At 68.4% G+C, this 21392-nt stretch carries 19 protein-coding genes; 4 read left to right on the top strand and 15 right to left on the bottom strand.

The annotated features are described in order from the left end of the window. Positions 1-360 precede the first annotated feature (360 nt). The 5 genes from TSB10GB4_RS23515 to TSB10GB4_RS23495 form a co-directional block, all read right to left on the bottom strand. Positions 361-3234, bottom strand: coding sequence for an EAL domain-containing protein (locus TSB10GB4_RS23515; RefSeq protein ID WP_186397731.1), 2874 nt, complete (start codon positions 3232-3234; stop codon positions 361-363). Positions 3235-3298: 64 nt separating this feature from the next. Next, entirely contained in the window at positions 3299-4021 is a 723-nt protein-coding gene (locus tag TSB10GB4_RS23510; protein ID WP_186397730.1) for a GNAT family N-acetyltransferase, read from the bottom strand. A 19-nt stretch (positions 4022-4040) separates the two neighbouring features. After that, positions 4041-5336, bottom strand: coding sequence for a pitrilysin family protein (locus TSB10GB4_RS23505; RefSeq protein WP_186397729.1), 1296 nt, complete (start codon positions 5334-5336; stop codon positions 4041-4043). Continuing rightward, positions 5336-6745, bottom strand: coding sequence for a threonine synthase (gene thrC, locus TSB10GB4_RS23500; protein ID WP_186397728.1), 1410 nt, complete (start codon positions 6743-6745; stop codon positions 5336-5338). Before thrC ends, TSB10GB4_RS23505 begins: the two co-directional genes overlap by 1 nt. A gap of 191 nt (positions 6746-6936) precedes the next feature. Then, positions 6937-7536: a YqgE/AlgH family protein gene (locus TSB10GB4_RS23495; protein WP_186397727.1), complete on the bottom strand. Its 600-nt coding sequence runs from the start codon at positions 7534-7536 to the stop codon at positions 6937-6939. Between the two features lie 234 nt (positions 7537-7770). Between TSB10GB4_RS23495 and TSB10GB4_RS23490 the strand changes: the two genes are divergently transcribed. Both TSB10GB4_RS23490 and TSB10GB4_RS23485 read left to right on the top strand, forming a co-directional pair. Then, positions 7771-8754: a protein-disulfide reductase DsbD domain-containing protein gene (locus TSB10GB4_RS23490; RefSeq protein ID WP_186397726.1), complete on the top strand. Its 984-nt coding sequence runs from the start codon at positions 7771-7773 to the stop codon at positions 8752-8754. A 117-nt stretch (positions 8755-8871) separates the two neighbouring features. Beyond that, complete coding sequence (locus tag TSB10GB4_RS23485) at positions 8872-9357, top strand: peroxiredoxin (RefSeq protein WP_186397725.1); 486 nt, start codon at positions 8872-8874, stop codon at positions 9355-9357. A gap of 457 nt (positions 9358-9814) precedes the next feature. Here the strand turns inward: TSB10GB4_RS23485 and TSB10GB4_RS23480 are convergent, their stop codons facing one another. From TSB10GB4_RS23480 to coxB, 9 genes are all read right to left on the bottom strand, one after another. Next, positions 9815-10612, bottom strand: a complete 798-nt coding sequence (locus tag TSB10GB4_RS23480; protein ID WP_208984949.1) for an SURF1 family protein — start codon at positions 10610-10612, stop codon at positions 9815-9817. Then, positions 10602-10991 carry a DUF983 domain-containing protein gene (locus TSB10GB4_RS23475; RefSeq protein WP_186397724.1) on the bottom strand — a complete coding sequence of 130 codons (390 nt, stop codon included), beginning with the start codon at positions 10989-10991 and terminating at the stop codon, positions 10602-10604. Before TSB10GB4_RS23475 ends, TSB10GB4_RS23480 begins: the two co-directional genes overlap by 11 nt. A 146-nt stretch (positions 10992-11137) precedes the next feature. After that, on the bottom strand, positions 11138-11719 hold the full coding sequence (locus TSB10GB4_RS23470) for a murein L,D-transpeptidase family protein (RefSeq protein ID WP_186397723.1): 582 nt from the start codon (positions 11717-11719) through the stop codon (positions 11138-11140). A 15-nt stretch (positions 11720-11734) separates the two neighbouring features. Continuing rightward, positions 11735-12595: a cytochrome c oxidase subunit 3 gene (locus tag TSB10GB4_RS23465; RefSeq protein ID WP_186397722.1), complete on the bottom strand. Its 861-nt coding sequence runs from the start codon at positions 12593-12595 to the stop codon at positions 11735-11737. Positions 12596-12646: 51 nt separating this feature from the next. Continuing rightward, on the bottom strand, positions 12647-13324 hold the full coding sequence (locus TSB10GB4_RS23460) for a cytochrome c oxidase assembly protein (protein WP_186397721.1): 678 nt from the start codon (positions 13322-13324) through the stop codon (positions 12647-12649). 28 nt (positions 13325-13352) lie between these two features. Beyond that, positions 13353-13508: a hypothetical protein gene (locus TSB10GB4_RS23455; RefSeq protein WP_186397734.1), complete on the bottom strand. Its 156-nt coding sequence runs from the start codon at positions 13506-13508 to the stop codon at positions 13353-13355. Further along, a complete protein-coding gene (locus TSB10GB4_RS23450) occupies positions 13505-14452 on the bottom strand; it encodes a heme o synthase (RefSeq protein WP_186397720.1) in 948 nt (315 codons plus the stop codon). The genes TSB10GB4_RS23455 and TSB10GB4_RS23450 overlap by 4 nt, the downstream gene beginning before the upstream one ends. A gap of 153 nt (positions 14453-14605) precedes the next feature. Further along, positions 14606-16204 (bottom strand): cytochrome c oxidase subunit I, encoded by a 1599-nt coding sequence (ctaD, locus tag TSB10GB4_RS23445; RefSeq protein ID WP_186397719.1) that lies wholly within the window; start codon positions 16202-16204, stop codon positions 14606-14608. A gap of 123 nt (positions 16205-16327) precedes the next feature. Further along, a complete protein-coding gene (gene coxB, locus TSB10GB4_RS23440; protein WP_371328932.1) occupies positions 16328-17251 on the bottom strand; it encodes a cytochrome c oxidase subunit II in 924 nt (307 codons plus the stop codon). A gap of 722 nt (positions 17252-17973) precedes the next feature. Between coxB and TSB10GB4_RS23435 the strand changes: the two genes are divergently transcribed. Further along, positions 17974-18492: an invasion associated locus B family protein gene (locus tag TSB10GB4_RS23435; RefSeq protein WP_244571019.1), complete on the top strand. Its 519-nt coding sequence runs from the start codon at positions 17974-17976 to the stop codon at positions 18490-18492. Positions 18493-18603: 111 nt separating this feature from the next. On the opposite strand, the gene TSB10GB4_RS23430 is transcribed toward TSB10GB4_RS23435, so the two are convergent. Then, positions 18604-18909, bottom strand: coding sequence for a hypothetical protein (locus TSB10GB4_RS23430; protein ID WP_186397717.1), 306 nt, complete (start codon positions 18907-18909; stop codon positions 18604-18606). A gap of 230 nt (positions 18910-19139) precedes the next feature. Here TSB10GB4_RS23430 and tldD point away from each other — a divergent pair, with 230 nt between their 5' ends. Further along, positions 19140-20564, top strand: a complete 1425-nt coding sequence (gene tldD, locus TSB10GB4_RS23425) for a metalloprotease TldD (protein ID WP_186397716.1) — start codon at positions 19140-19142, stop codon at positions 20562-20564. Positions 20565-21392: the final 828 nt, after the last annotated feature.

The raw sequence follows: 21392 nt of genomic DNA, 5'->3' as shown, positions 1-21392 counted from the left end.
GTCTCTCCGGCGGCATCAACCCCGTGGAGTTGGAAGAGATGCTTGGACGTGTCCATGCCGATGCGCGTAATCTCGTTCATTGGGCGGCTCCTTCGATGTGTTGGGACCATCATCTTGGCGCAAAACGACGCCGGATGGGGGCCGTCCACCCCAACGGAACCACGCGCCGAACTCCTCATGGTCCGACAAAGCCCGCCAGACCCGCGACACTGGCGCCCTCAGCTCTACTGTCTTGACGATCCTGTCACTCATTTCGCAACCCTCCGGTTGCCTTTCACCATACAGCAAGCGGATTGAAAGGCAACCATTCAGTTGCCTTTCTGGATTTGTGGGAAAAGGGACCCGAAGTCCTCGCGCGGCCTACGCCCGCAGGGCGTCCATCTCGGCCTGCAAGAGCTTGGTCGCCTGGACCGCTTCCATCGGCTGGCCGAACAGGAAGCCTTGCGCGTATTCGCAGCCGAGCTGGTGCAGCTCCAGCGAATCCGACTCGCTCTCCGCCCCTTCCGCCACCACCTGCATGCCGAGATCGTGGCCGAGCGCGATGATCGAGCGCAGGATCACCGGCCGGGCGCTGCGGCCGTTCGGGCGCACGAAGGACTGGTCGACCTTGATCGTGTCGAAGCGGAAGCGCTGCAGGTAGCTGAGGCTGGAATAGCCGGTGCCGAAATCATCCAGCGACAGGCCGGCGCCGAGTGCGCGCAGCCGCTCCAGCATCCGCGCCGAATATTCCGGATTGGCCATCACCACCGATTCGGTCAGCTCCAGCTTCAGCGTTCCCGGCGCCAGCGAGGAGCGCGACAGCACCGACTTGACGTCGTTGATCAGGTCGTGGCGCAGCAGTTGCAGCGAGGAGATGTTGACGCTGGCGAACAGCGGCAGCGGCAGGCGGAAGCTCTCCTGCCACTCGGCCAGTTGCCGGGCGCCCTTGTCCAGCACGAACAGGCCCAGCTCGTTGATCAGGCCCGACTGTTCGGCGATAGGGATGAACTCGGTCGGCGAGATCGCCCCGCGCGTCGGGTGGTTCCAGCGGGCCAGCACCTCGAAGCCGGCGATCGAGCGGTCGACCAGGCGGACGATCGGCTGGTAGAACACGGTGATGCCGTCGGTCTTCAGCGCCTTGCGCAGGTCGCCCTCCAGCTCGGCGCGGCTTCGGGTGCCGGTCTGCAGCGTCGGGCGGAACACCTCGACCCGGTCGCCGCCGAGCCGCTTGGCGTGATGCATCGCCATATCCGCCTCGCGCATCAGTTCGGCGGCGGAGGTGCCGTCCGCCTCGTAGATGGCGATGCCGACGGAGGCGGTCAGGAACACTTCCCGCTCGCCGAAGGTGATCGGCGAGCGCACCGCGCGGCGCACCGCATCCGCGAAGGCGGCGATGCGGTCGGCCGACTGTTCGGACAAGAGCAGCAGCGCATAGGTGTCGCCGGAAAGGCGGGACAGCGAATCCTGCGGCTTGAGCTGGCGCGACACCCGCCGGGCGATGGTCAGCAGGATGCTGTCGCCGGCCGACAGGCCGATGGAATCGTTGACCTGCTTGAAGCGGTCGAGATCGATGATCAGCACGGAAGGACGGCCGAGCTTTTCCGCGCGCGAGCGGGCGATCGCCGCCTGCAGCCGGTCCATGAACAATTCGCGGTTGGGCAGGCCGGTCAGGTTGTCGTGCACCGCGTCGTGCAGAAGCCGTTCCTCGGTCACCTTCTGGTCGGTGATGTCGAGCAGCGTGCCGACGCAGCGGATCACCTCGCCGTCGGAGCCGACGATGGGGCGCGCGCGCAGGCGGAACCAGCGGAAATGGCCGTCGTCGGCGCGCAGGCGGAAGGCTTGCGAGATGCGCCCGCGGCGCTGGTCGATCACCGCGTCGAGCGTCGAGCGGAACGTGTCGCGGTCCTGCGGATGCAGCACGTCGAGCCAGTCGCGCGCCGGCCCCTCCAGGAGGCCGTGCTTGAGGCCGAGCAGATCCTCCACCTCGTTGCCGGTGGAGATGCGGTCGCGGTCGACGTCCCAGTCCCAGATGATGTCGCCGGAGCCGGTCAGCGCCAGCGCCCGCCGCTCCACGTCGGAAATCAGCCCCTGCGCGATGGCGCCGCCGGCGAAGGCGTGCTGCATCACCGTGAAGCCGATCAGCAGCACGATCAGCACCAACCCGCCGGCCAGCGCCGGCTGGACGATGTCGTTGGCGAGCGACCCGGTCACCGTCATCGCCGCGCCGACCAGCCAGGACAGCAGCAGCACCCAGGTCGGCACCAGCATGATCGCCCGGTCGTAGCCCTGCAGCGCCAGCGCCGCGATCACCGCGAAGCCCAGCACGCCGATGATGCCGAGCGAGATGCGGGCGATGCCGGCGGCGACCGAGGGGTCCCAGACGGCGATGCCGAGCAGGCTGAGCACCAGGATCAGGGTGCCGAGCGCCAGGTGGCTGTAGCGGATGTGCCAGCGGTTGAGGTTGAGATAGGCGTAGAGGAAGATGATCAGGCTCGCCGCCAGCGCCACCTCGGCGCAGGCGCGATAGAGCTGCTCGTCGCCCGGCGTGATCTGCAGGACCTTGTTCCAGAACCCGAAATCGATGGTCAGATAGGCCAGCACCGCCCAGGCCAGCACCGCCGTCGCCGGGAACATGATGGTGCCCTTGACCACGAACAGGATGGTCAGGAACAGCGCCAGCAGGCCGGAAATGCCGAGAATGATGCCGCGATACAGCGTATAGGCGTTGACCGTGTCCTTGTAGACGGTCGGCTCCCACAGGCGCAGTTGCGGCACCTCCGGCGTGCGCAGTTCCACCACATAGGTCACCACCGCGCCGGGATCGAGGGTGATCAGGAAGACGTCCGCCTCCTGGCTCGACTGCCGCTCGGGGGCGATGCCCTGGCTCGGGGTGATCGAGGCGATGCGCGAGGCGCCGAGATCCGGCCAGATCAGCCGCGAGCCGACGAGTTGGAAGAACGGCGCCACGATCAGCCGGTCGATCTGCTCGTCGCCGGGATTGGACAGGGCGAACACCGCCCAGCTCGTGTTGGTGCCGTCGCGGGAATTCACCTCGATGCGCCGGACGATGCCGTCGGCGCCGGGCGAGGTCGAGACCTGCAGGCTGGGGCCCTCATAGGGATAAAGGTCGAGGGCGCGGGTCAGATCCAGCGCGTCGGTGGAAGCGCGGACCTCGACGGCCTCGATTGCCGCTGCCGGGGCGAAGGCATACAGCCACGCCGCCAGCGCGACCATTAGGAGCCTGAACAGGGGCAAGCGGTTATCCCGTTTCACTTCGTACATCTTACGGTGCCGGAGACTTATCGGCATCCATTCCATCTCACAAGATTTCTTTCTCTCCGGCGGCGCCGCTGGTCCCCGTTCCGGGCCCCGTTCCGGCCCCCGATCCGGCCCGCACCTGCCAGGCGGCAACGCTCGCGGCGGAGATGGTGGCAAGCCCCTCGGACGCCGCGGTGTCGCCGGCAAGACGGGCGAACAGCAGGTGGTCCTGCCACTCGCCGGCGATGCGCAGGTAGCGGCGGGCATAGCCCTCGCGGCAAAAGCCGGCATTTTCAAGGAGCCGGCGCGAGGCGACATTATGCGGCAGGCAGGCCGCCTCGATGCGGTGCAGCGACAGGTCGGAAAAGGCGAAGCCGAGCAGCGCCCGCACCGCCCGGCCCATATGGCCGCGTCCGGCATGGGGGGCGCCCATCCAGTAGCCGAGCGAGGCGGTCTGGGCAACGCCGCGGCGGATGTTGGAGAGCGTCGCCCCGCCGATCAGCACCCCGTCGGCGAGGCGGAACAGGAAGAACGGATAGGCCCGGTCCTCGCGCATCTCGCGGGCATGGCGGCGCAGCCGGCGGCGATAGGCGGCGCGGGACAGTTCGTCCGCCGCCCATTGCGGTTCCCAGGGCTGCAGGAAGGCATGGCTCGCCTCGCGCAGCGCCGCCCACTCGCCGTGGTCCTGCGGCTGCGGCTGGCGCAGCAAGAGGGCGTTGTCCCCCTCCCCCGCCACCAGGGTCCGGACCGGCTCTGAGCCGGAGAAGACCCGGAACAGGGACATTGCCGCCTCCGCGCGGGTCTCAGGCGCCGACGGCGCGGGCCGGCCGGTGGCCCAGCCGTTCGGCCACCGCCGCCGCATCGAGGGCCAGCGGCAGGCCGCTGGTCTTCGGCCCGACGACCGACAGGCTCGGCGTTCCGGCGAAGGTTTTGGCGGCGGCATTGCGCACCGTCTCCAGCGTCACCGCGCCGATGCGCGCCTGGATCTCCTCCAGCGACAGCACCTCGCCATGGATCATCAACTGGCGGGCGATCTGGCCGGCGCGGGCGGCCGGGCTTTCCAGCGACATCATCAGACCGGCGCGGATCTGCGCCTTCGAGCGGTCGATATCCGCCTGCTCGATGTCCTGCGCGGCGCGGCCGAGTTCGTCGACCAACACCGGGAACAATTCGCCGATATCCTCCTCGCCGGTGGCCGCGTGGATGCCGAACAGGCCGGTGTCCTGGAACGCCCAGTGGAACGCATAGATCGCGTAGCACAGGCCGCGCTTCTCGCGGATCTCCTGGAACAGGCGCGAGGACATGCCCCCGCCCATCACCGAGGCCAGCACCTGGGTGGAATAATAGTCCGGCGCCCGGTAGGGCACGCCCTCGAAGCCGAGGACCAGTTGCACCTCCATCAGCTCGCGTTCCAGCAGCGTGCTGCCGCCGGTGTAGCGGGCCGGCGCCGGCGCCGGTCCCGGCGTGCCGGCAAGGGCGCCGAAATGCTGCTGCGCCAGCGCCACCACCGCATCGTGGTCGACCGCGCCGGCCGCCGCCAGCACCATGTTGTCGGCGCGGTAGTGCTCGGAAAGATAGGCGCGCAGGTCCTCGGGCGAAAACGACATCACCGTCTCGCGGGTGCCGAGGATCGGCCGGCCGATCGCCTGCCGCGCCCAGGCCGTCTCCTGGAACTGGTCGAACACCTTGTCGTCGGGCGTGTCGTGCGCCGCGCCGATCTCCTGCAGGATGACGTGCTTCTCGCGCGCCAGTTCCTCCGGGTCGAAGCTGGAATTCTGCAGGATGTCGGCGAGCAGCTCGACCGCCAGCGGCACGTCCTCCGCCAGCACGCGGGCATGGTAATTGGTGTGCTCGACGCTGGTGGAGGCGTTGAGCTCACCGCCCACCGCCTCGATCTCCTCGGCGATCTGGCGCGCCGAGCGCGTCGCCGTGCCCTTGAACGCCATGTGTTCCAGCAGATGGGTGATGCCGTTCTGCTCCGGCAGTTCGGAGCGCGAGCCCGCCCCCACCCAGACGCCGAGCGCGGCGGTGCGCAGATGCGCCATGGTGTCGGTCACGACCCTGAGGCCGTTGGCCAGCCTCGTTACCCGCACCTGCATCACGACACCTCCATCGTCGCCGCGCGCGCCGTGTCGAGGACATGCCGTTCCACCACACCCCGCTCGGCCGCCACCTTCGTGAAGCGCTCGGGCGCGCTCATCATCGGCTCCAGCTCCGGCGGCAGCGCCGGGCGTACGCCGCAGGCCGCCTCCACCGCATCGGGGAACTTCGCCGGATGCGCCGTCGCCAGCACCACCATCGGCGCAGCGCCCTCCCCCTGTTGCTCGGCGACATGCAGGCCGATCGCCGTGTGCGGGTCGAGCAGATAGCCGGTCTCGCGCAGCGTCCGCTCGATGGTCGCGGCCGTCTCCGCCTCGCCGCAGCGCCCGGCGTCGAAGCCCTCGCGGATCGCCTTGAGCGGGCCGGCCGCCAGTTCGAAGCGGCCGGACTGGCCGAGCCGCGCCATCAGCGAGCGGATTTCGCCGCCGTCGCGTCCGTGCACCTCGAACAGCAGCCGCTCGAAGTTGGACGAGATCTGGATGTCCATCGACGGCGAGGTCGTCGGCACCACGCCGCGGGTCTCGTAGGCGCCGGTCTCCAGCGTGCGGGCGAGGATGTCGTTGGCATTGGTGGCGATCACCAGCCGCTCGACCGGCAGGCCCATCTTGGCGGCGACATAGCCGGCGAGGATATCGCCGAAATTGCCGGTCGGCACAGTGAAGGAGACCGGGCGGTGCGGCGCGCCGAGGGCGGCACCGGCGACGAAATAATAGACCACCTGCGCGACGATGCGGGCCCAGTTGATCGAGTTGACGCCGGCAAGCTGCACCCGCTCGCGGAAGGCGGCATGGGTGAACATGCCCTTGAGGATCGTCTGGCAGTCGTCGAACGTGCCGGAAAGCGCCAGCGAATGGACATTGGCTTCCGTGGGCGTCGTCATCTGCCGGCGCTGCACGTCGGAGACGCGCCCGTCCGGGAACAGGATGAACACGTCGGTGCGCTCGCGGCCGCGGAACGCCTCGATCGCCGCCCCGCCGGTGTCGCCCGAGGTGGCGCCGACGATGGTGGCGCGCTTGCCGCGGGCGGCCAGCACATGGTCCATCATCCGGCCGAGCAACTGCATCGCCACGTCCTTGAAGGCGAGCGTCGGGCCGTGGAACAGTTCCAGCACGAAGCGGTTCGGCGCCACCTGCACCAGGGGCGTCACCGCCGGGTGGCGAAAGCCCGCATAGGCCTCGCGGATCATCGCGGAAAGATCCTCGCGGGCGATGTCGTCGCCGACGAAGGGCTCGATCACCGCCTGCGCGACTTCCCGATAGGGACGCCCGGCAAAGCCGGCAATGGTCTCGCGCGACAGTCGCGGCCAGGTTTCGGGAACATAGAGGCCGCCATCGGCGGCGAGCCCGGTCAGAAGCACATCGGCAAATCCGAGAACCGGCGCCTCGCCCCTCGTACTGACATATTTCACGGTGGCGATATCCTCCAGAAGTCCTGCCCCGGCAGCCAGCGCCGGCCGCGCAGGGCGCCTCGCCCGTCCGCGGGCTCGAGGCGCGGTCACATCCGCGCACCCTATCTCCCCGACCGGGGTGCGGGCAAGCCGGATGCTTTGCCGGCAGGAATGCGCGTTCCGGGCACCGGCGCGCCGGGAACGGGTTGCGCTCAGGCGTGGCCGGCTTCGCTGGACAGCATCCCCGGTGCGATGCCGATCTTGGCGAGCGCCCGGTCCCACTTGCTGTCGAGCGCGGCGTCGAAGACGATGGCCTCGTCTGCCGGGCCGGTGATCCAGCCGTTCTCCTGGATTTCCGCCTCCAACTGCCCGGCGCCCCAGCCGGCATAGCCGAGCGCGAGCATCGCCTGCCTGGGTCCACGCCCCTCGGCGATGGCGCGCAGGATGTCGAGCGTCGCCGTCAGGCAGATGCCGTCCTGTACGGCCATCGTCGAGTTGGCGATGACGAAGTCGCCCGAATGCAGCACGAAGCCGCGCCCGGTCTCCACCGGCCCGCCGCGATGCACCTGCATGCGGCTCGCCGACGCCGGCAGGCGGATGTTCTGATCGTCGGGGATGATGTCGAGCTGGCGCAGCAGTTCGGGAAAGCTGAGGCTCGGCGCCCGCTGGTTGACGATGATGCCCATCGCCCCTTCCGACGAATGGGCGCACAGATAGATCACGGAATGCGCGAACCGCTCGTCCGCCATCTGCGGCATCGCGATCAGCAACTGCCCCGCAAGGGACGTGCGACCGAGGTCATCGCTTCTCATGCCGTCCTTCCTGCCCGTTCCACCGGCCCGTCGTTCCAGTATCTTCGTGCCAACGCATCCTGCCGGTGCACCCAGCCGATGCGTCGCGCCCCGACATCTTACCCGCTGCGCCGCCCCATGTTAACTGCCGCCGTCCCCCCGATCACGCAGATGTGGTGCCGCGCCAGTGGACCCGCGAGGCGATTTGCGCCAAGACTGCCGCTCCGCGCAAGCCGGACGGGCGGCGCCGGACGGATGCCGTATGAGGCCGGGCAGTTGGAGCAGGTCGCAGCGATGGTCGCGCAGCGCAGGACAGTTTTCGCCAATCCTTTCAAGAGCCTCAGCGCCAGCCGCCGCGCGCCCTGCCGCGCGCGCCCGCTCCGTCTGGCGCTGGCCTTGATGCTCGCCCAGGGCGCCTTTGCCGTCCGCGCCGAGGCCGGCGAGAGCCCGTGGGTACAGGCCGGGGCGGCCGAGGTCCGTCTCGTCTCCACCGGCCCCGGCGACGCGGCCTCGCCGTTCGGCGACGCGGCGCTGGAGATTCGCCTGGACGAGGGCTGGCACACCTATTGGCGGTTTCCCGGCGAGGCCGGCATTCCGACCTCGGCGGATTTCGGCGCCTCGTCCGGCCTTACCCTCGCGCGGCTGCGCTTTCCCCCGCCGGCGCGCTATTCCGACCCTTACGCCACCTCGCTCGTCTATCACGACCGCATCGTCCTGCCGATCGACCTTGTGCCGGCGGTCGGCGAGACCGCCCCGGTGCTGCGGGCGCATGTCAGCTTCGGCATCTGCCGGGAGATCTGCGTGCCCGGCGAGGCGAGCCTCGAACTGCCGCTGGCCGAAGGCGGGCCGGATTTTGCCGCCCGCCTTGCGATTTCCGCCGCAAGGGCCGCCCTGCCGCGGCCGCAGGACGAGGCGCCGCCGCGCATTGCCGGCATCGAGCACCGGCAGCTCGCCCCGGCCGAGGGCAAGGCGCCCCAGAAGGCGCCCCAGGAGACCTTCGTCATCACCGCCGAGCTCGCCTCGCCCGACGCGCCGGTCGATCTGTTCGCCGAAGGGGCGGAGGGCTCCTACAACGAGGTGCCGAGGCTGCTGGAGCGCAACGGCCGGTTCGCGCGCTTCGCCCTGCCGGCGACCGGCCTTGCCGCCAATGGCGACGGCACCCGCCCGCTGGTGCTGACGCTGGTCGAGGGCGACATCGCCGTCGAGCATCGCGCGGCGCTGCCGCCGGCGGGCAACTGAAAACCCGGTTCCCCGCTCGACGGACGCGCGCGAACACCCTATGTCTCAGGCGGACACGGTGCGGCGTCCTGCCGCGCCGGGACGCTTCCTTGCACATTTTCCGGGAGATTTCAGACCATGACGATCCAGGTTGGCGACACCCTGCCCGAGACCAAGTTCAAGATCATGACCGCCGACGGCCCGGCGGAGCGCAGCAGCGCCGAGCTCTTCGGCGGCCGCACCGTGGTGCTCTTCGCCGTTCCCGGCGCCTTCACGCCGACCTGCCACAACAACCACCTGCCCGGCTTCGTCGAGCAGGCCGACACGATCCTGTCGAAGGGCGTCGACGAGATCGCCGTCGTCTCGGTCAACGACGTCTTCGTGATGAGCGCCTGGGCCAAGGCCACCGGCGCCTCTGACAAGATCACCTTCCTCGCCGACGGCAGCGCCGACTTCGCCAAGGCGATCGGCCTGGATCTCGACGCCACGGGCGCCGGCCTCGGCATCCGCTCCAAGCGCTATGCGATGATCGTCAAGGACGGCAAGGTCACGGCCCTCAACATCGAGGACATGCCGGGCAAGGCCGAGATCTCGGGCGCCGCCGGCATTCTCGCCGCGCTCTGATCCTGCGTCCTCGGCCGGAGCCTTTCGCGCTCCGGCCGGGGCTCTCGCCTGCCTCACGCCGACCGAGGGTGCCAATGGTTCCCGGCTCTCCGGCTTCGCCTGCGGCCGGGACGACGGCCTGAGAAAGAGGCACGGCCTCGCATCCCCACCGAGGTCACCCCGGCCGCGCGCAAGCGCAGGGGCCTATTGGCTGCCAGAGCGGGTGCGAGAATGCTCGGCCCCTCCTTGCGTCCTCCCGGACGGCGCGTCAGCGCCGAGCCGGGACCGGAGAGCCGAGGGCCTCACGACGGCACTCCCGAACGACCCACGACCGCTGTGGCTCGCCGGTCCCGGATCGTCGGCCTTCGGCCTCGTCCGGGAGGACGCCAAGGAGAGGTGAGAGCCAGCGTCGGTACACAGCCAGGATGGGGCTGCCCGCCCGCCAGCGACGACACGCGCCCCCTCCCGGCGCGCGGCCCTACTCCCCGGATGGGCGGCGCGTCTCGCTGCGGGCGAAGGCGATGAACACGCCGATCAGCACGAGGCCGAGCCCGTACCAGGTCACCGCGTATTGCAGGTGGTTGTTGCGGAAGGAGACGATCGTCTCGCCCGCCTGCGGCAAGCCGCCCTCGGGCGTCGCCTCGGCCCTGAGGTCGACGCTGAACGGTGCGAGCGGCGCATCGTCGATGCCGAGCGAAGCGGCCATTTTCGGCGCCTCGCGCACGAACCAGACCCGCGTCTTCGGATCGGCGTCCAGGGTGAACATGTTGCCGCGCTCGTCGCGCCGCCACAGGCCGGTGATCTCCACCTCGCCAGAAACCGCGCCAGAAACCTCACTTCCCGGCGGCTCGCTGCCCGGCCGGCTCTCCGGCAGGCGGCGGGCCTCCGGCACGAAGCCGCGATTGACCATCACCACGGGGCCCGCATCGGTGCGGAACGGCGCATAGACCAGATAGCCCGGCCCGCCGAGGGGGCCGCGCGGTTCGGTGAGCGCCAGATAGTAATAGACCTCGCCGTCGAGGAAGCGGCCGGAAAGCCGCACGGGCCGGTAGTCCCAGGCGTCCTCGTCGAGCCCGGCCCACGCCTGCGGACCGGGCAGATCGACCGGGGCAAGGCCGAGGCGCTCCTCGACCCGCTCGATCAGGGCGAGCTTCCATTGCAGCCGCATGACCTGCCAGGTGCCGAGCGCCATCAGCGCGCAGAACACGACGAAGGCGACGAGGCCCGGCAGCAGCAGGCGGCGGCGTGCGGGCCGGCGGGCGGCGTTACTCGTCAACCTCGCCCTCCCGCGCGCTGTGCCTGTATTGCTGGGCGATCATCAGCCCCTTGAGCGGGCGCAGCATCCCGAGGCCGAGAATGAGGGTCAGCGGCAGCCACAGCATCATGTGCAGCCAGATCGGCGGGCGCATCGACACCTCGACCGCCAGCGCCAGGCCGACGACGATGAAGCCGACGATCATGATGATGAACACCGCCGGGCCGTCGCCGCTGTCGGCGAAGTCGAAGCTCAGCCCGCAATTGGAGCAGGCCGGCCGCGTCGCCAGGTAGCCCTTGAACAGGCGGCCCTGGCCGCAGCGCGGGCAGCGCCCGGCAAGGCCGGTGCGCAGTGGATCCTGCGGCGGATAATGCGCGCGGTCGACAGTCGGCTCACTCATCTGCATCGCGCTCCCGGCGCTAGAGCAATTCCAGGAAAAGTGGGAACCGGTTTTCCGTCCGGAATTGCGTGAAAACAACAAGATAGAGCATGTCCGTCACTCGGCAAAAATGGACATGCTCCAGGCGTGCGGACCGCAGAGCGCGGTCAGGGACGGATCTCGATCGGCGTGCCGTCGGGGACGAGACGCCAGATCTCCTCGATTTCCTCGTTGGTGACGGCAATGCAGCCGTCGGTCCAGTCGGCATAGTGATGCAGCGCGCCGAGCCAGCCGAGCCCGTTGCGCAGGCCGTGGATCATGATCATCCCGCCCGGCTCCTCGCCGCGCTCGGCGGCCCGCCGGCGATCGGCCGCGTCCGGATAGGAGATGTGCAGCGACAGGTGATAGGCGCTGTTCGGGTTGCGCCAGTCGATGGTGTAGCGCCCTTCCGGCGTGCGCCCGTCGCCCTCGCGCTGCTTGGGACCGACCGGGTCGCGGCCGAGCGCGATCGTGTAGCTCTTCAGCACCGTACCGGCCGCATCGACCAGGTGCAGGCGGCGCTCGGCCTTTTCGACGAGGACCGTCTCGACTGGACCTGTCTCGACCGAAACGTTCTCGGCCGAAACCCTCTCGACCGAAACGTTTTCGACTGGCGCCGGCGCGGCCGGCGTGCCGGCGAAAGCGGCGTCCGCGGCGACGCCAGCCGCCGCGGACAGGATCAGGGCCGCCGCGATGATGCGGAGGCGCATGGCGTCAGCCTTCCGTCAGTGGCCCGGACCGGCCGCCCAGACATAGATCGAGACGAACAGGAACAGCCAGACCACGTCGACGAAGTGCCAGTACCAGGCCGCCGCCTCGAAGCCGAAATGCTTCTGCGGGGTGAACTGGCCGATCGAGGCGCGGATCAGGCAGACCACCAGGAAGATGGTGCCGACGATGACATGGAAGCCGTGGAAGCCGGTCGCCATGTAGAAGGTCGCGCCATAGATCGAGCCGGAGAAGCCGAAGGCCGCATGGCTGTACTCATAGGCCTGGACGATCGAGAACAGCACGCCGAGCAGCACCGTCAGCGTCAGGCCCCACTTCAGCCCCTCGCGGTCGTTGTGCAGCAGGGCGTGGTGCGCCCAGGTCACCGTGGTGCCGGAGGTCAGCAGGATCAACGTGTTGAGCAGCGGCAGGTGCCAGGGATCGAAGGTCTCGATGCCCACCGGCGGCCAGACGCCGCCGGTCGCCTCGACACGGGCGAACTGCGCCGCTTCGCCGGTGAACAGCGAGGCGTCGAAGAAGGCCCAGAACCAGGCGACGAAGAACATCACCTCCGAGGCGATGAACAGCAGCATGCCGTAGCGCAGGTGAAGCTGCACCACCGGGGTGTGGTCGCCGGCCAGCGATTCGCGGATGGTGTCGCGCCACCAGCCGAACATCACATAGAGCACGAGCAGCGTGCCGACGGCGAAGATGCCCCAGCCGGAAAGATCCATGCCGAACAGCAGGAAGTCGTTGCCCTGGGTGTAGCGGAACAGGCCGACCGCGCCGAGCGCCATGATGAAGGCGCCGACGCCGCCGAGGAACGGCCAGGGGCTTGGATCGACGATGTGGTAGTCGTGGTTCTTGGCATGCGCCATGGGTACACTCCCCCGATTATAGTCATGCCGCCGTCGGGCGGGCCTGCGCACTCACATGCGGTTGCTTGGATCCGGCGTCGCGGCAGGGGCCGCTGCCACCGGCGTTTCAGGTCCCTTTGCAGGGTAGAAGGTGTAGGAGAGCGTGATCTCCCTGACATGCTTCAGGCTCTTGTCGTCGTCCATCGCCGGATCGACGAAGAACACCACCGGCATCTCGACGGACTCGCCGGCGGCGAGCGGCTGCTCGGTGAAGCAGAAGCATTCCAGCTTGTTGAAATAGATGCCGGCCTCGAACGGCGTCACGTTGAACACCGAGGTGCCGACGGTCGGCGCGGCGGAGCGGTTGGTCGCCACATAGGCGGTCTGCCGGCTCTCGCCCATGCGCAGGGTGATCGAGCGCTGCTGCGGGCCGAAGGACCAGGGCAGGGCCGAATTGACGTTGCCGTCGAAGCGCACCGTGATCGTGCGGTCGATGATCGTGCCGGTCGGCGCGTCGGCGCGCTGGGTGGTGCCGCCATAGCCGGTGACCTGGCAGAACAGCTCATACAGGGGCACGGCGGCATAGGCGGCGCCGGTCATCATCGCCACGGCGCCGACCACCGCCACCGCGATCCGCCGGTTCTTGCGGGCGAGATCCCCCGCCGCAAGACTGGCCGCGCGCGCCCGCGCGGCGTCGGACGTCTCGATACCGGCGGTATCGGTGCCGGAGATGTCGGTCTCTCGCGTCATGCGGGCGTCCTTTCCTCTCCCGGTGTCGTCACAAGGGACGATTGAGCACGGCCGGTCCCATCTTGACCAGCGTGATCACGTAGAACAGCAGGATCAGCCCGGCGATGGTCAGGCCGATGGCGATCGAGCGCTTGCGCTGGCGCCGCTTCTGCTCTTCCGTCAGGCGGATGCCGTTCTCGCTCACAGCCAGCCTCCCGCGACGAGCCGCGCGGCCAGGCTGTCGGCAAGCAGCAGCGCGAAGATCAGGAACAGGTAGACCAGCGAGAAGGCGAACAGCCGCACCGCCGCCTTGCGCGCGGCATCGCCCTCGCGCCTGGCATGGACGCGGACCGCATACCAGACGAAGGCGATTCCGAGGGCGGCGGCGGCAGCGCCATAGGCCAGCGAGGCGAAGCCCAGCAGCGCCGGGGCGACGCCGATCGGCGCCAGCAGCACGGAATAGACCAGGATCTGCGTACGCGTCGCATCCTCGCCGGCGACGACGGGCAGCATCGGCACGCGGGCGGCCTCGTAGTCGCCGCGCTTGAACAGCGACAGCGCCCAGAAATGCGGCGGCGTCCACATGAAGATGATCAGGAACAGGACGATGCTTTCCACCGACACGGTGCCGGTGACGGCGGCCCAGCCGATCATCGGGGGGAAGGCGCCGGCGGCGCCGCCGATGACGATGTTCTGCGGCGTCGAGCGCTTCAGCCACATCGTGTAGACGACGGCATAGAAGAAGATGGTGAAGGCCAAGAGGCCGGCGGCCAGCCAGTTGACGGCAAGGCCGAGCACCAGCACGGAGAAGGCGGCGAGCGTCAGGCCGAAGGCCAGCGCCTCCTCGGGGGTGACCTTGCCGGCCGGGATCGGGCGGCGGGCGGTGCGCGACATGACCGCGTCGATGTCGGCGTCGTACCACATGTTCAGCGCGCCCGAGGCGCCGGCCCCGACGGCGATGCACAGGATCGCGACGGCGCCGAGCACGGGATGGATGCCGCCGGGGGCGATCAGCAGCCCGACCAGCGCGGTGAAGATGACGAGCGACATCACCCGCGGCTTCAGCAGCGCCAGGTAGTCGCCGACATCGCCCTGTCCGCCATGGGCGGCGGCCTCGAGCCTGCGGTCCTGGTAATCTGCGAGCGACATGTGTCTTCCCGGTTCTGTCTCGTGCGTCCCGCCCTCGCGGAGCGGTCTCTCAAGCGGCTGTTTGGCACGCCCGTTCGGCCTGTCTGCCTGGGCGCCTGTTCGGGCGGCCGCGCCGGGGTGCCGGCGCGACCTGTCTTGCGTGAGCTGGCGCGATCAGCGGATGCGCGGCAGCGTCTCGAACTGGTGGTACGGCGGCGGCGAGGACAGGGTCCATTCCAGCGTCGTCGCGCCCTCGCCCCACGGGTTGTCGGCGGCCTGGCGCTTCTTGGCGAAGGCCTCGAAGATGCCGTAGAGGAACACCAGCACGGCGAAGGCCGAGATGTAGGAGCCGTAGGACGACACCGCGTTCCAGCCGGCCATCGCGTCCGGATAGTCGACATAGCGGCGCGGCATGCCGGCCATGCCCAGGAAGTGCTGCGGGAAGAACACGAGGTTCACGCCGATGAAGGTGATCCAGAAATGGGCCTTGCCGATGGTCTCGTTGTACATGTAGCCGAACATCTTCGGGAACCAGTAGTACCAGGCTCCGAAGATGCCGAACACGGCCCCCAGCGACAGCACGTAATGGAAATGCGCGACCACGTAATAGGTGTCGTGCATCGCCCGGTCGAGACCGGCATTGGCGAGCTGCACGCCGGTCACGCCGCCGACGGTGAACAGGAAGATGAAGCCCACCGCCCACAGCATCGGCGTGCGGAAGGAGATCGAGCCCTGCCACATGGTGGCGATCCACGAGAAGATCTTCACGCCGGTCGGCACCGCGATGACCATGGTCGCCGCGACGAAATAGGCCTGCGTGTCGACGTCGAGGCCGACGGTGTACATGTGGTGCGCCCACACGATGAAGCCGACGACGCCGATCGCGACCATGGCATAGGCCATGCCGAGATAGCCGAAGATCGGCTTGCGGGCGAAGGTGGAGATGATGTGGCTGACGATGCCGAAGGCCGGCAGGATCAGGATGTACACCTCCGGGTGACCGAAGAACCAGAACAGGTGCTGGAACAGGATCGGGTCACCGCCGCCGGCCGGGTCGAAGAAGGTCGTGCCGAAGTTGCGGTCCGTCAGCAGCATGGTGATGGCGCCGGCCAGGACCGGCAGCGACAGCACCAGGAGGAAGGCGGTCACCAGCACCGACCAGGCGAACAGCGGCATTTTGTGCAGCGTCATGCCCGGGGCGCGCATGTTGAAGATGGTGGTGATGAAGTTGATCGCGCCGAGGATCGACGAGGCGCCGGCCACGTGCAGCGCCAGGATCGCCAGGTCCATCGCCGGTCCGGGCTGGCCGGAGGTCGACAGCGGCGGATAGATCGTCCAGCCGCCGCCCACGCCATAGGCGCCCGGAGGACCTTCGACGAACAGCGACAGCAGCAGCAGCAGGAAGGCCGGCGGCAGCAGCCAGAACGAGATGTTGTTCATCCGCGGGAACGCCATGTCCGGCGCCCCGATCATGATCGGCACGAAGAAGTTGGCGAAGCCGCCGATCAGCGCCGGCATCACCATGAAGAAGATCATGATCAGGCCATGCGCGGTGGTGAACACGTTGAACGTGTGCGGATCGGTGAAATACTGCATGCCCGGCTCTTGCAGCTCCAGGCGGATGCCGACGCTGAGCGCGCCGCCGATGATGCCCGCCATGATCGCGAAGATCAGATAGAGGACACCGATATCCTTGTGGTTGGTCGAATAGACCCAGCGCGTCCATCCCGTAGGACGGTCCTGATCGCCGTGGGCATGCGCCGCAGTGGCCATCTTCCAGCTCCCTCGTTAGAGAATTTTACCTCGGCCCGGTCGACCGGGGACAAGCCCGGCGCAATCCCGATCCGATCCGAATCCGGCGGCGTGCGGGGAGAAGCCCTCGCACGCCTTGCATGATCAGCGCGCGGCGACGGCCAGCGAACCGGAGACCGGAGCGGCGGCGGTGCCGGCCGCCCCTTCCAGCGTCGCCATCAACTGGCGGGTCGCCTCTTCGACGTTCTCCTTGGCCGCCTCGGCCCAGGCCTCGTACTGCGCCTCCTCGACCACCCGGATGGCGATCGGCATGAAGGCATGGTCCTTGCCGCAAAGCTCGGAGCACTGGCCGTAGAAGATGCCGGTCTGCTTGGCGTTGAACCAGGTCTCGTTCAGGCGGCCTGGGATCGCGTCCATCTTCACGCCGAAGGCCGGCATGGCGAAGGAATGCATCACGTCGGCGGCGGTGATCTGCAGGCGGACGGTCTTGCCGACCGGCACGATGACCTCGTTGTCGACGGCGAGCAGGCGCGGATACTCCTCGATCGGCCGGCCGAACTCGGCGGCGCGCTCGGCGCGCTCAGCGTCCTCGCGCAGCATGATCGATTCGAAGACGACGTTCTCCATGCCCTCGTCGGTGTATTCGTAGCCCCAGTACCACTGGTAGCCGGTCACCTTGATGGTCATGTCGTATTCAGGGATCTCGATCTGCTTGTAGAGCAGGCGGAACGAGGGGATCGCGATCATCACCAGCACCAGGATCGGGACCAGCGTCCACACCACCTCGATCAGGGTGTTGTGGGAGGTCCGCGACGGCGTCGGGTTGGCCTTGGAGTTGAAGCGCAGGATGCACCACACCAGCAGGGCCAGCACGAAGAGGGTGATGATCGTGATGATCACCAGCGTGAAATCGCTGAACCAGGTGATGTCTTCCATCACCTCCGTGGCGGCGGGCTGGAAGCCCATCTGCCAGGGTGTCGGCTGGGCGGCCGACGCCGCACCGGCAAAGGCGAGCGGGGCGAGCGCCGCCGCCGCAATCTTCGTCAGACGCTTGACCAGTCCTGTCACGTCCGTGCTCCCTTCCTGATCCCGCCGGCCGACTTTGCCGGGCGAAATCCATTTCCTGTCTCCAGCGACGCCGCGCCATGCCCCGGCGCCCCGCCTTGTCGTTCGGCGATGTCGGTCATCGCCATATTGTTCGGCGATGTCGGTCATCGCCATGTCCTTCGCGGATGCCTCCCGCACGGGCCGGCTTCCGGATCCGTTTCCGGGCCCATCCTCGTTCCGAGGCATCCTCTCCAGCGCCTGCCGCCCCCCTAGCCTATCGCATGTCGGCATGACCCGAAGGGGCGTCAAAACGCCGCAAGGGCGAATTGACCTCGGTTTGATCAATGTCAAAGTCGGCCTGAAAAACCATAAGCTGGCGCGTTGCGCAATCCAGTAGTTTCGTGAATGCCCAAATTCCGGCCAATTCCTCGCCACCCTTCCGGCGGTGCCGTTCGGGCCGCTTCGACTGCCGACTTTCGCGAAAGCGGGGACGGCCGGGCGGTTTCGCCTTGAAATCGACCTTTCCAGGGCCGACAAAGCGGATTGTGCGCCGTTTCGTGCGAATCAGGCGAGGATCGCTCCGGCCTGATCGTGGCCGCTGCCGGCGTCCCGCGGGACCGGCGGGGCCTGGATCACGCGAAGACCGGATCACGCGCAACCCGGAAATCCGGGCGACCGGGAAGCCGGACAACCGGGAAACCGGCCAGGGAATTGTACCGCTGCGAACCTACGGAGTCTCGCCCGTGCCTGTCTTGTCCAAGCCGATCACGTTCCGCCTCGCGGCCGTTCTCGCCCTTCTGGCCCATATCGCGGCAGCTCCGCTCGCCCATGCCCAGGGCGCGGTCCGCTCCGTGCATGGCGACTGGCAGATGCGCTGCGACACGCCGGCCGGCGCGCAGGAAGAGCAATGCGCGCTGATCCAGAACGTCACCGCCGACGACCGCGAGAATGTCGGCCTCTCCGTCATCGTGCTGAAGACCGCCGACAAGCAGTCGCGCCTTTTGCGCGTGCTGGCGCCGCTCGGCGTGCTGCTGCCGATGGGCCTCGGCCTGCGCGTCGACGATGCCGATGTCGGGCGCGCCGGCTTCGTGCGCTGCCTGCCGAACGGCTGCATCGTCGAGGTGGTGATGCAGGACGACCTGATCGAGAAGATGCAGACCGGCAGTGCCGCCACTTTCGTCATCTTCCAGACGCCGGAGGAAGGCATCGGCATCCCGATCTCGCTGACCGGCTTCTCCGAAGGCTTCGCCGCCCTGCCGTGAGCGGGCGCGCGCTCCGCCAGACCTGACATCGGCCGTACACATATCGGCCAACAGACATCGAAAAGCGGCCGCCGGCGTCCCGGTCGGCCGCTCTTTCGGTCCGGCGCGCGCTCAGCGCGTCGTGATCGTCCGCGTCGGCGCCACCTGGCGCAGGGTCGCGCTGCGCATCGCCTGCAGGGTCGCGCCCGGAATCTGGCTCATCGAGGCGCGATGCTGCTTGTCGCAGGCATTCATGCCGGAATTGGCGCAGGCATGGGCGGCGTCGGTGTTCTTCTTCTTGTTGCAGGCAGAGATCACGTGATTGTAGCAATCTCCGAGCGACTTTCCGGCATTACCGGCCATTGCCTGCGTCGAAATCATCGGCGCGGCAATTCCCATCGCCATTGCGAGCGTCATCGCCAGGGTGAATTTCTTCATGTTATTTCCTTTCTCTCTCTTTTCAGTTTCCGGAAGATGTTTTCATCTGTCCGCATTGAGAGAGATAAGCTCTGGCTTCGATTGCGCACGTGCTGAACATCACAGGAAGGGCGCTTGCGGCGACCGGCGTGACCGGCGGCCGCCGCGCTGCCACACGCCGCCGGGACTGTGCAAGCGCGGTCCGAACCCCTAGTTTCTCCTCACACACCCTCTTTCGCGGGATACGACCGATGAGCGATGCGACGACCGACCTGATTGCCGGTGCCGGCCTGAGCGAGGAGCAGGCGCGCAGCGTGCTCGCCGGCGCTCTCAAGGGCGCCGACGATGGCGAGCTCTTTCTCGAATACCGGCAGTCGGAGAGCCTCGTCTTCGACAATGGTCGGCTCAGGAGCGCCAATTACGACACCAGCCGCGGCTTCGGCCTGCGTGCGGTTGCCGGCGAGGCGGCCGGCTACGCCCATTCCGGCGAGATCTCCGTTGCCGCGCTGGAGCGCGCCGCCGATGCGGTCTCGGCCGTCGCCTCCGGCCATTCGGGCACCTATGCGGAGGCCCCGCCCCGCACCAACGCCAAGCTCTACGGCGACGGCAACCCGATCGCCTCGCCGGTCTTTGCCGACAAGGTCGCGCTGCTGCAGCGGATCGACGCCTTTGCGCGGGCGCGCGATCCCAGGGTGCGGCAGGTCAGCGTCTCGCTCGCCAGTTCCTGGCAGGTGGTGGAGATCCTGCGCGCCGACGGGCATAGGGTCCGCGACGTGCGCCCCTTGGTGCGCTTCGGCGTGTCGGTGGTCGCCGGCGACGGCAGCCGGCAGGAAAGCGGCTCGCACGGCTTCGGCGGGCGCGACATGGTCGAGGCCTTCCTGACCGAGGAGAGCTGGAAGCACGCCGTCGACGAGGCGCTGCGTCAGGCGCTGGTCAATCTCGAAGCCGTGCCCGCCCCGGCCGGCAGCTTCGACGTGGTGCTGGGGCCCGGCTGGCCCGGCATCCTGCTGCACGAGGCGGTCGGCCACGGGCTGGAGGGCGACTTCAACCGCAAGAAGACCTCCGCCTTTGCCGGCCTGATGGGCCAGCGCGTCGCCTCCAAGGGCGTCACCATCGTCGACGACGGCACCATCGGCGGGCGGCGCGGCTCGCTCACCGTCGACGACGAGGGCACGCCGAGCGGGCGCACGGTGCTGATCGAGGACGGCATTCTCACCGGCTACATGCAGGACCGGCAGAATGCCCGGCTGATGGGCGTTCCCCCGACCGGCAACGGCCGGCGCCAGTCTTTCGCCCATATTCCGATGCCGCGCATGACCAACACGGTGATGCTGGCCGGCGATCGCGACCCGGCCGAGATCCTGGAAGGCGTCAAGGACGGCATCTTTGCGGTCTCCTTCGGCGGCGGCCAGGTCGACATCACCAGCGGCAAGTTCGTCTTCTCCTGCACCGAGGCCTATCGCATCGAGAACGGGCGCATCGGCGCGCCGATCAAGGGCGCCATGCTGATCGGCAACGGGCCGGACGCGCTGACGCGGATCGAGGCCATCGGCAACGACCTGGCGCTCGATCCCGGCATCGGCACCTGCGGCAAGCAGGGCCAGGGCGTGCCGGTCGGCGTCGGCCAGCCGACCCTGCGCATCAACAAGATGACCATCGGCGGCACCGCGGTCTGAGGCGGGGGCGCGGCGCTGCTCTGGCACCTGGCTCCACCCTCTCCGGCGTCTTCCCGGACGGCGCACGAGCGCCGAGCCGGGACCGGCGAGCCGCGGCGCTTGTGGTGTCTTTCGGGAGCGCACCTCAAACGCCCCCGGCTCTCCGATCCCGCATCTCCGCTGCGCTGCGTGCGGGATGACGCAGGAGGGGCTTGCGTGCAGCATGACGACAGAGAGGATGCAAGGCGCTGCCTCCCCCTCGGACGTCATCCCGGTCCAGCGCAGCGCAGAACCGGGAACCATTGGCACCCTTAGCCGGCATGAGGCGGGGTTGCATCGCCACCTCCACGGCTGTCACGCCTGCGCAGGCAGGCGTCCAGTATCCGCCGGGGTGGGCCGGCTTGCGAAAGCAGAAACCCCAGCCTCGGCGAGCCTCGCTCGCGGCACCGCCGTGGCTCGGGCTGAACCGTTCGGGGTTACCGGAACCCGGTCTTCGGCTTCACTGAGACCGGGACGACAGCGGAGCGCGGGATTCGCGCGGGCGCATCCTCGCCGCCGCTCTGGCAACCAATAGGCCCCGGCGCGCGCTGCGCTTGGCCGGGGTGACGACAGAGAGGATGCAAGGCGCTGCCTCCCTCTCGGGCGTCATCCCGGCCGCAGGCGAAGCCGGAGAGCCGTATGTGGACGGCCCCCTGAGGGCAAGCGATTAGTCGAGGAGTGCCCGGATCGACAGCGGTTCGTATGTCCGGCCTGTTTCGGCGGCATGGTGAACCGCCATGGCCCAAGATGGGTTGCGCGTGGGGCGGTGCCTAACGGGATCACGGCCTCGACGGCCGGTCGGCTCTCACG

It is taken from the genome of Stappia sp. TSB10GB4, from assembly GCF_900185745.1.
GTDB lineage: Bacteria > Pseudomonadota > Alphaproteobacteria > Rhizobiales > Stappiaceae > Stappia.
Note: the sequence above shows the minus strand (reverse complement) of the source record. Positions and strands in the feature narration are given on the sequence as shown.

Excerpts from the sequence above, each read along its gene's own strand:
- TSB10GB4_RS23510 (WP_186397730.1), bottom strand. The coding sequence starts at position 4,021 with ATGTCCCTGTTCCGGGTCTTCTCCGGCTCAGAGCCGGTCCGGACCCTG.
- TSB10GB4_RS23505 (WP_186397729.1), bottom strand. The coding sequence starts at position 5,336 with ATGCAGGTGCGGGTAACGAGGCTGGCCAACGGCCTCAGGGTCGTGACC.
- TSB10GB4_RS23495 (WP_186397727.1), bottom strand. The coding sequence starts at position 7,536 with ATGAGAAGCGATGACCTCGGTCGCACGTCCCTTGCGGGGCAGTTGCTG.
- TSB10GB4_RS23490 (WP_186397726.1), top strand. The coding sequence starts at position 7,771 with ATGCCGTATGAGGCCGGGCAGTTGGAGCAGGTCGCAGCGATGGTCGCG.
- TSB10GB4_RS23485 (WP_186397725.1), top strand. The coding sequence starts at position 8,872 with ATGACGATCCAGGTTGGCGACACCCTGCCCGAGACCAAGTTCAAGATC.
- TSB10GB4_RS23475 (WP_186397724.1), bottom strand. The coding sequence starts at position 10,991 with ATGAGTGAGCCGACTGTCGACCGCGCGCATTATCCGCCGCAGGATCCA.
- TSB10GB4_RS23470 (WP_186397723.1), bottom strand. The coding sequence starts at position 11,719 with ATGCGCCTCCGCATCATCGCGGCGGCCCTGATCCTGTCCGCGGCGGCT.
- TSB10GB4_RS23465 (WP_186397722.1), bottom strand. The coding sequence starts at position 12,595 with ATGGCGCATGCCAAGAACCACGACTACCACATCGTCGATCCAAGCCCC.
- TSB10GB4_RS23460 (WP_186397721.1), bottom strand. The coding sequence starts at position 13,324 with ATGACGCGAGAGACCGACATCTCCGGCACCGATACCGCCGGTATCGAG.
- TSB10GB4_RS23450 (WP_186397720.1), bottom strand. The coding sequence starts at position 14,452 with ATGTCGCTCGCAGATTACCAGGACCGCAGGCTCGAGGCCGCCGCCCAT.
- ctaD (WP_186397719.1), bottom strand. The coding sequence starts at position 16,204 with ATGGCCACTGCGGCGCATGCCCACGGCGATCAGGACCGTCCTACGGGA.
- TSB10GB4_RS23430 (WP_186397717.1), bottom strand. The coding sequence starts at position 18,909 with ATGAAGAAATTCACCCTGGCGATGACGCTCGCAATGGCGATGGGAATT.
- tldD (WP_186397716.1), top strand. The coding sequence starts at position 19,140 with ATGAGCGATGCGACGACCGACCTGATTGCCGGTGCCGGCCTGAGCGAG.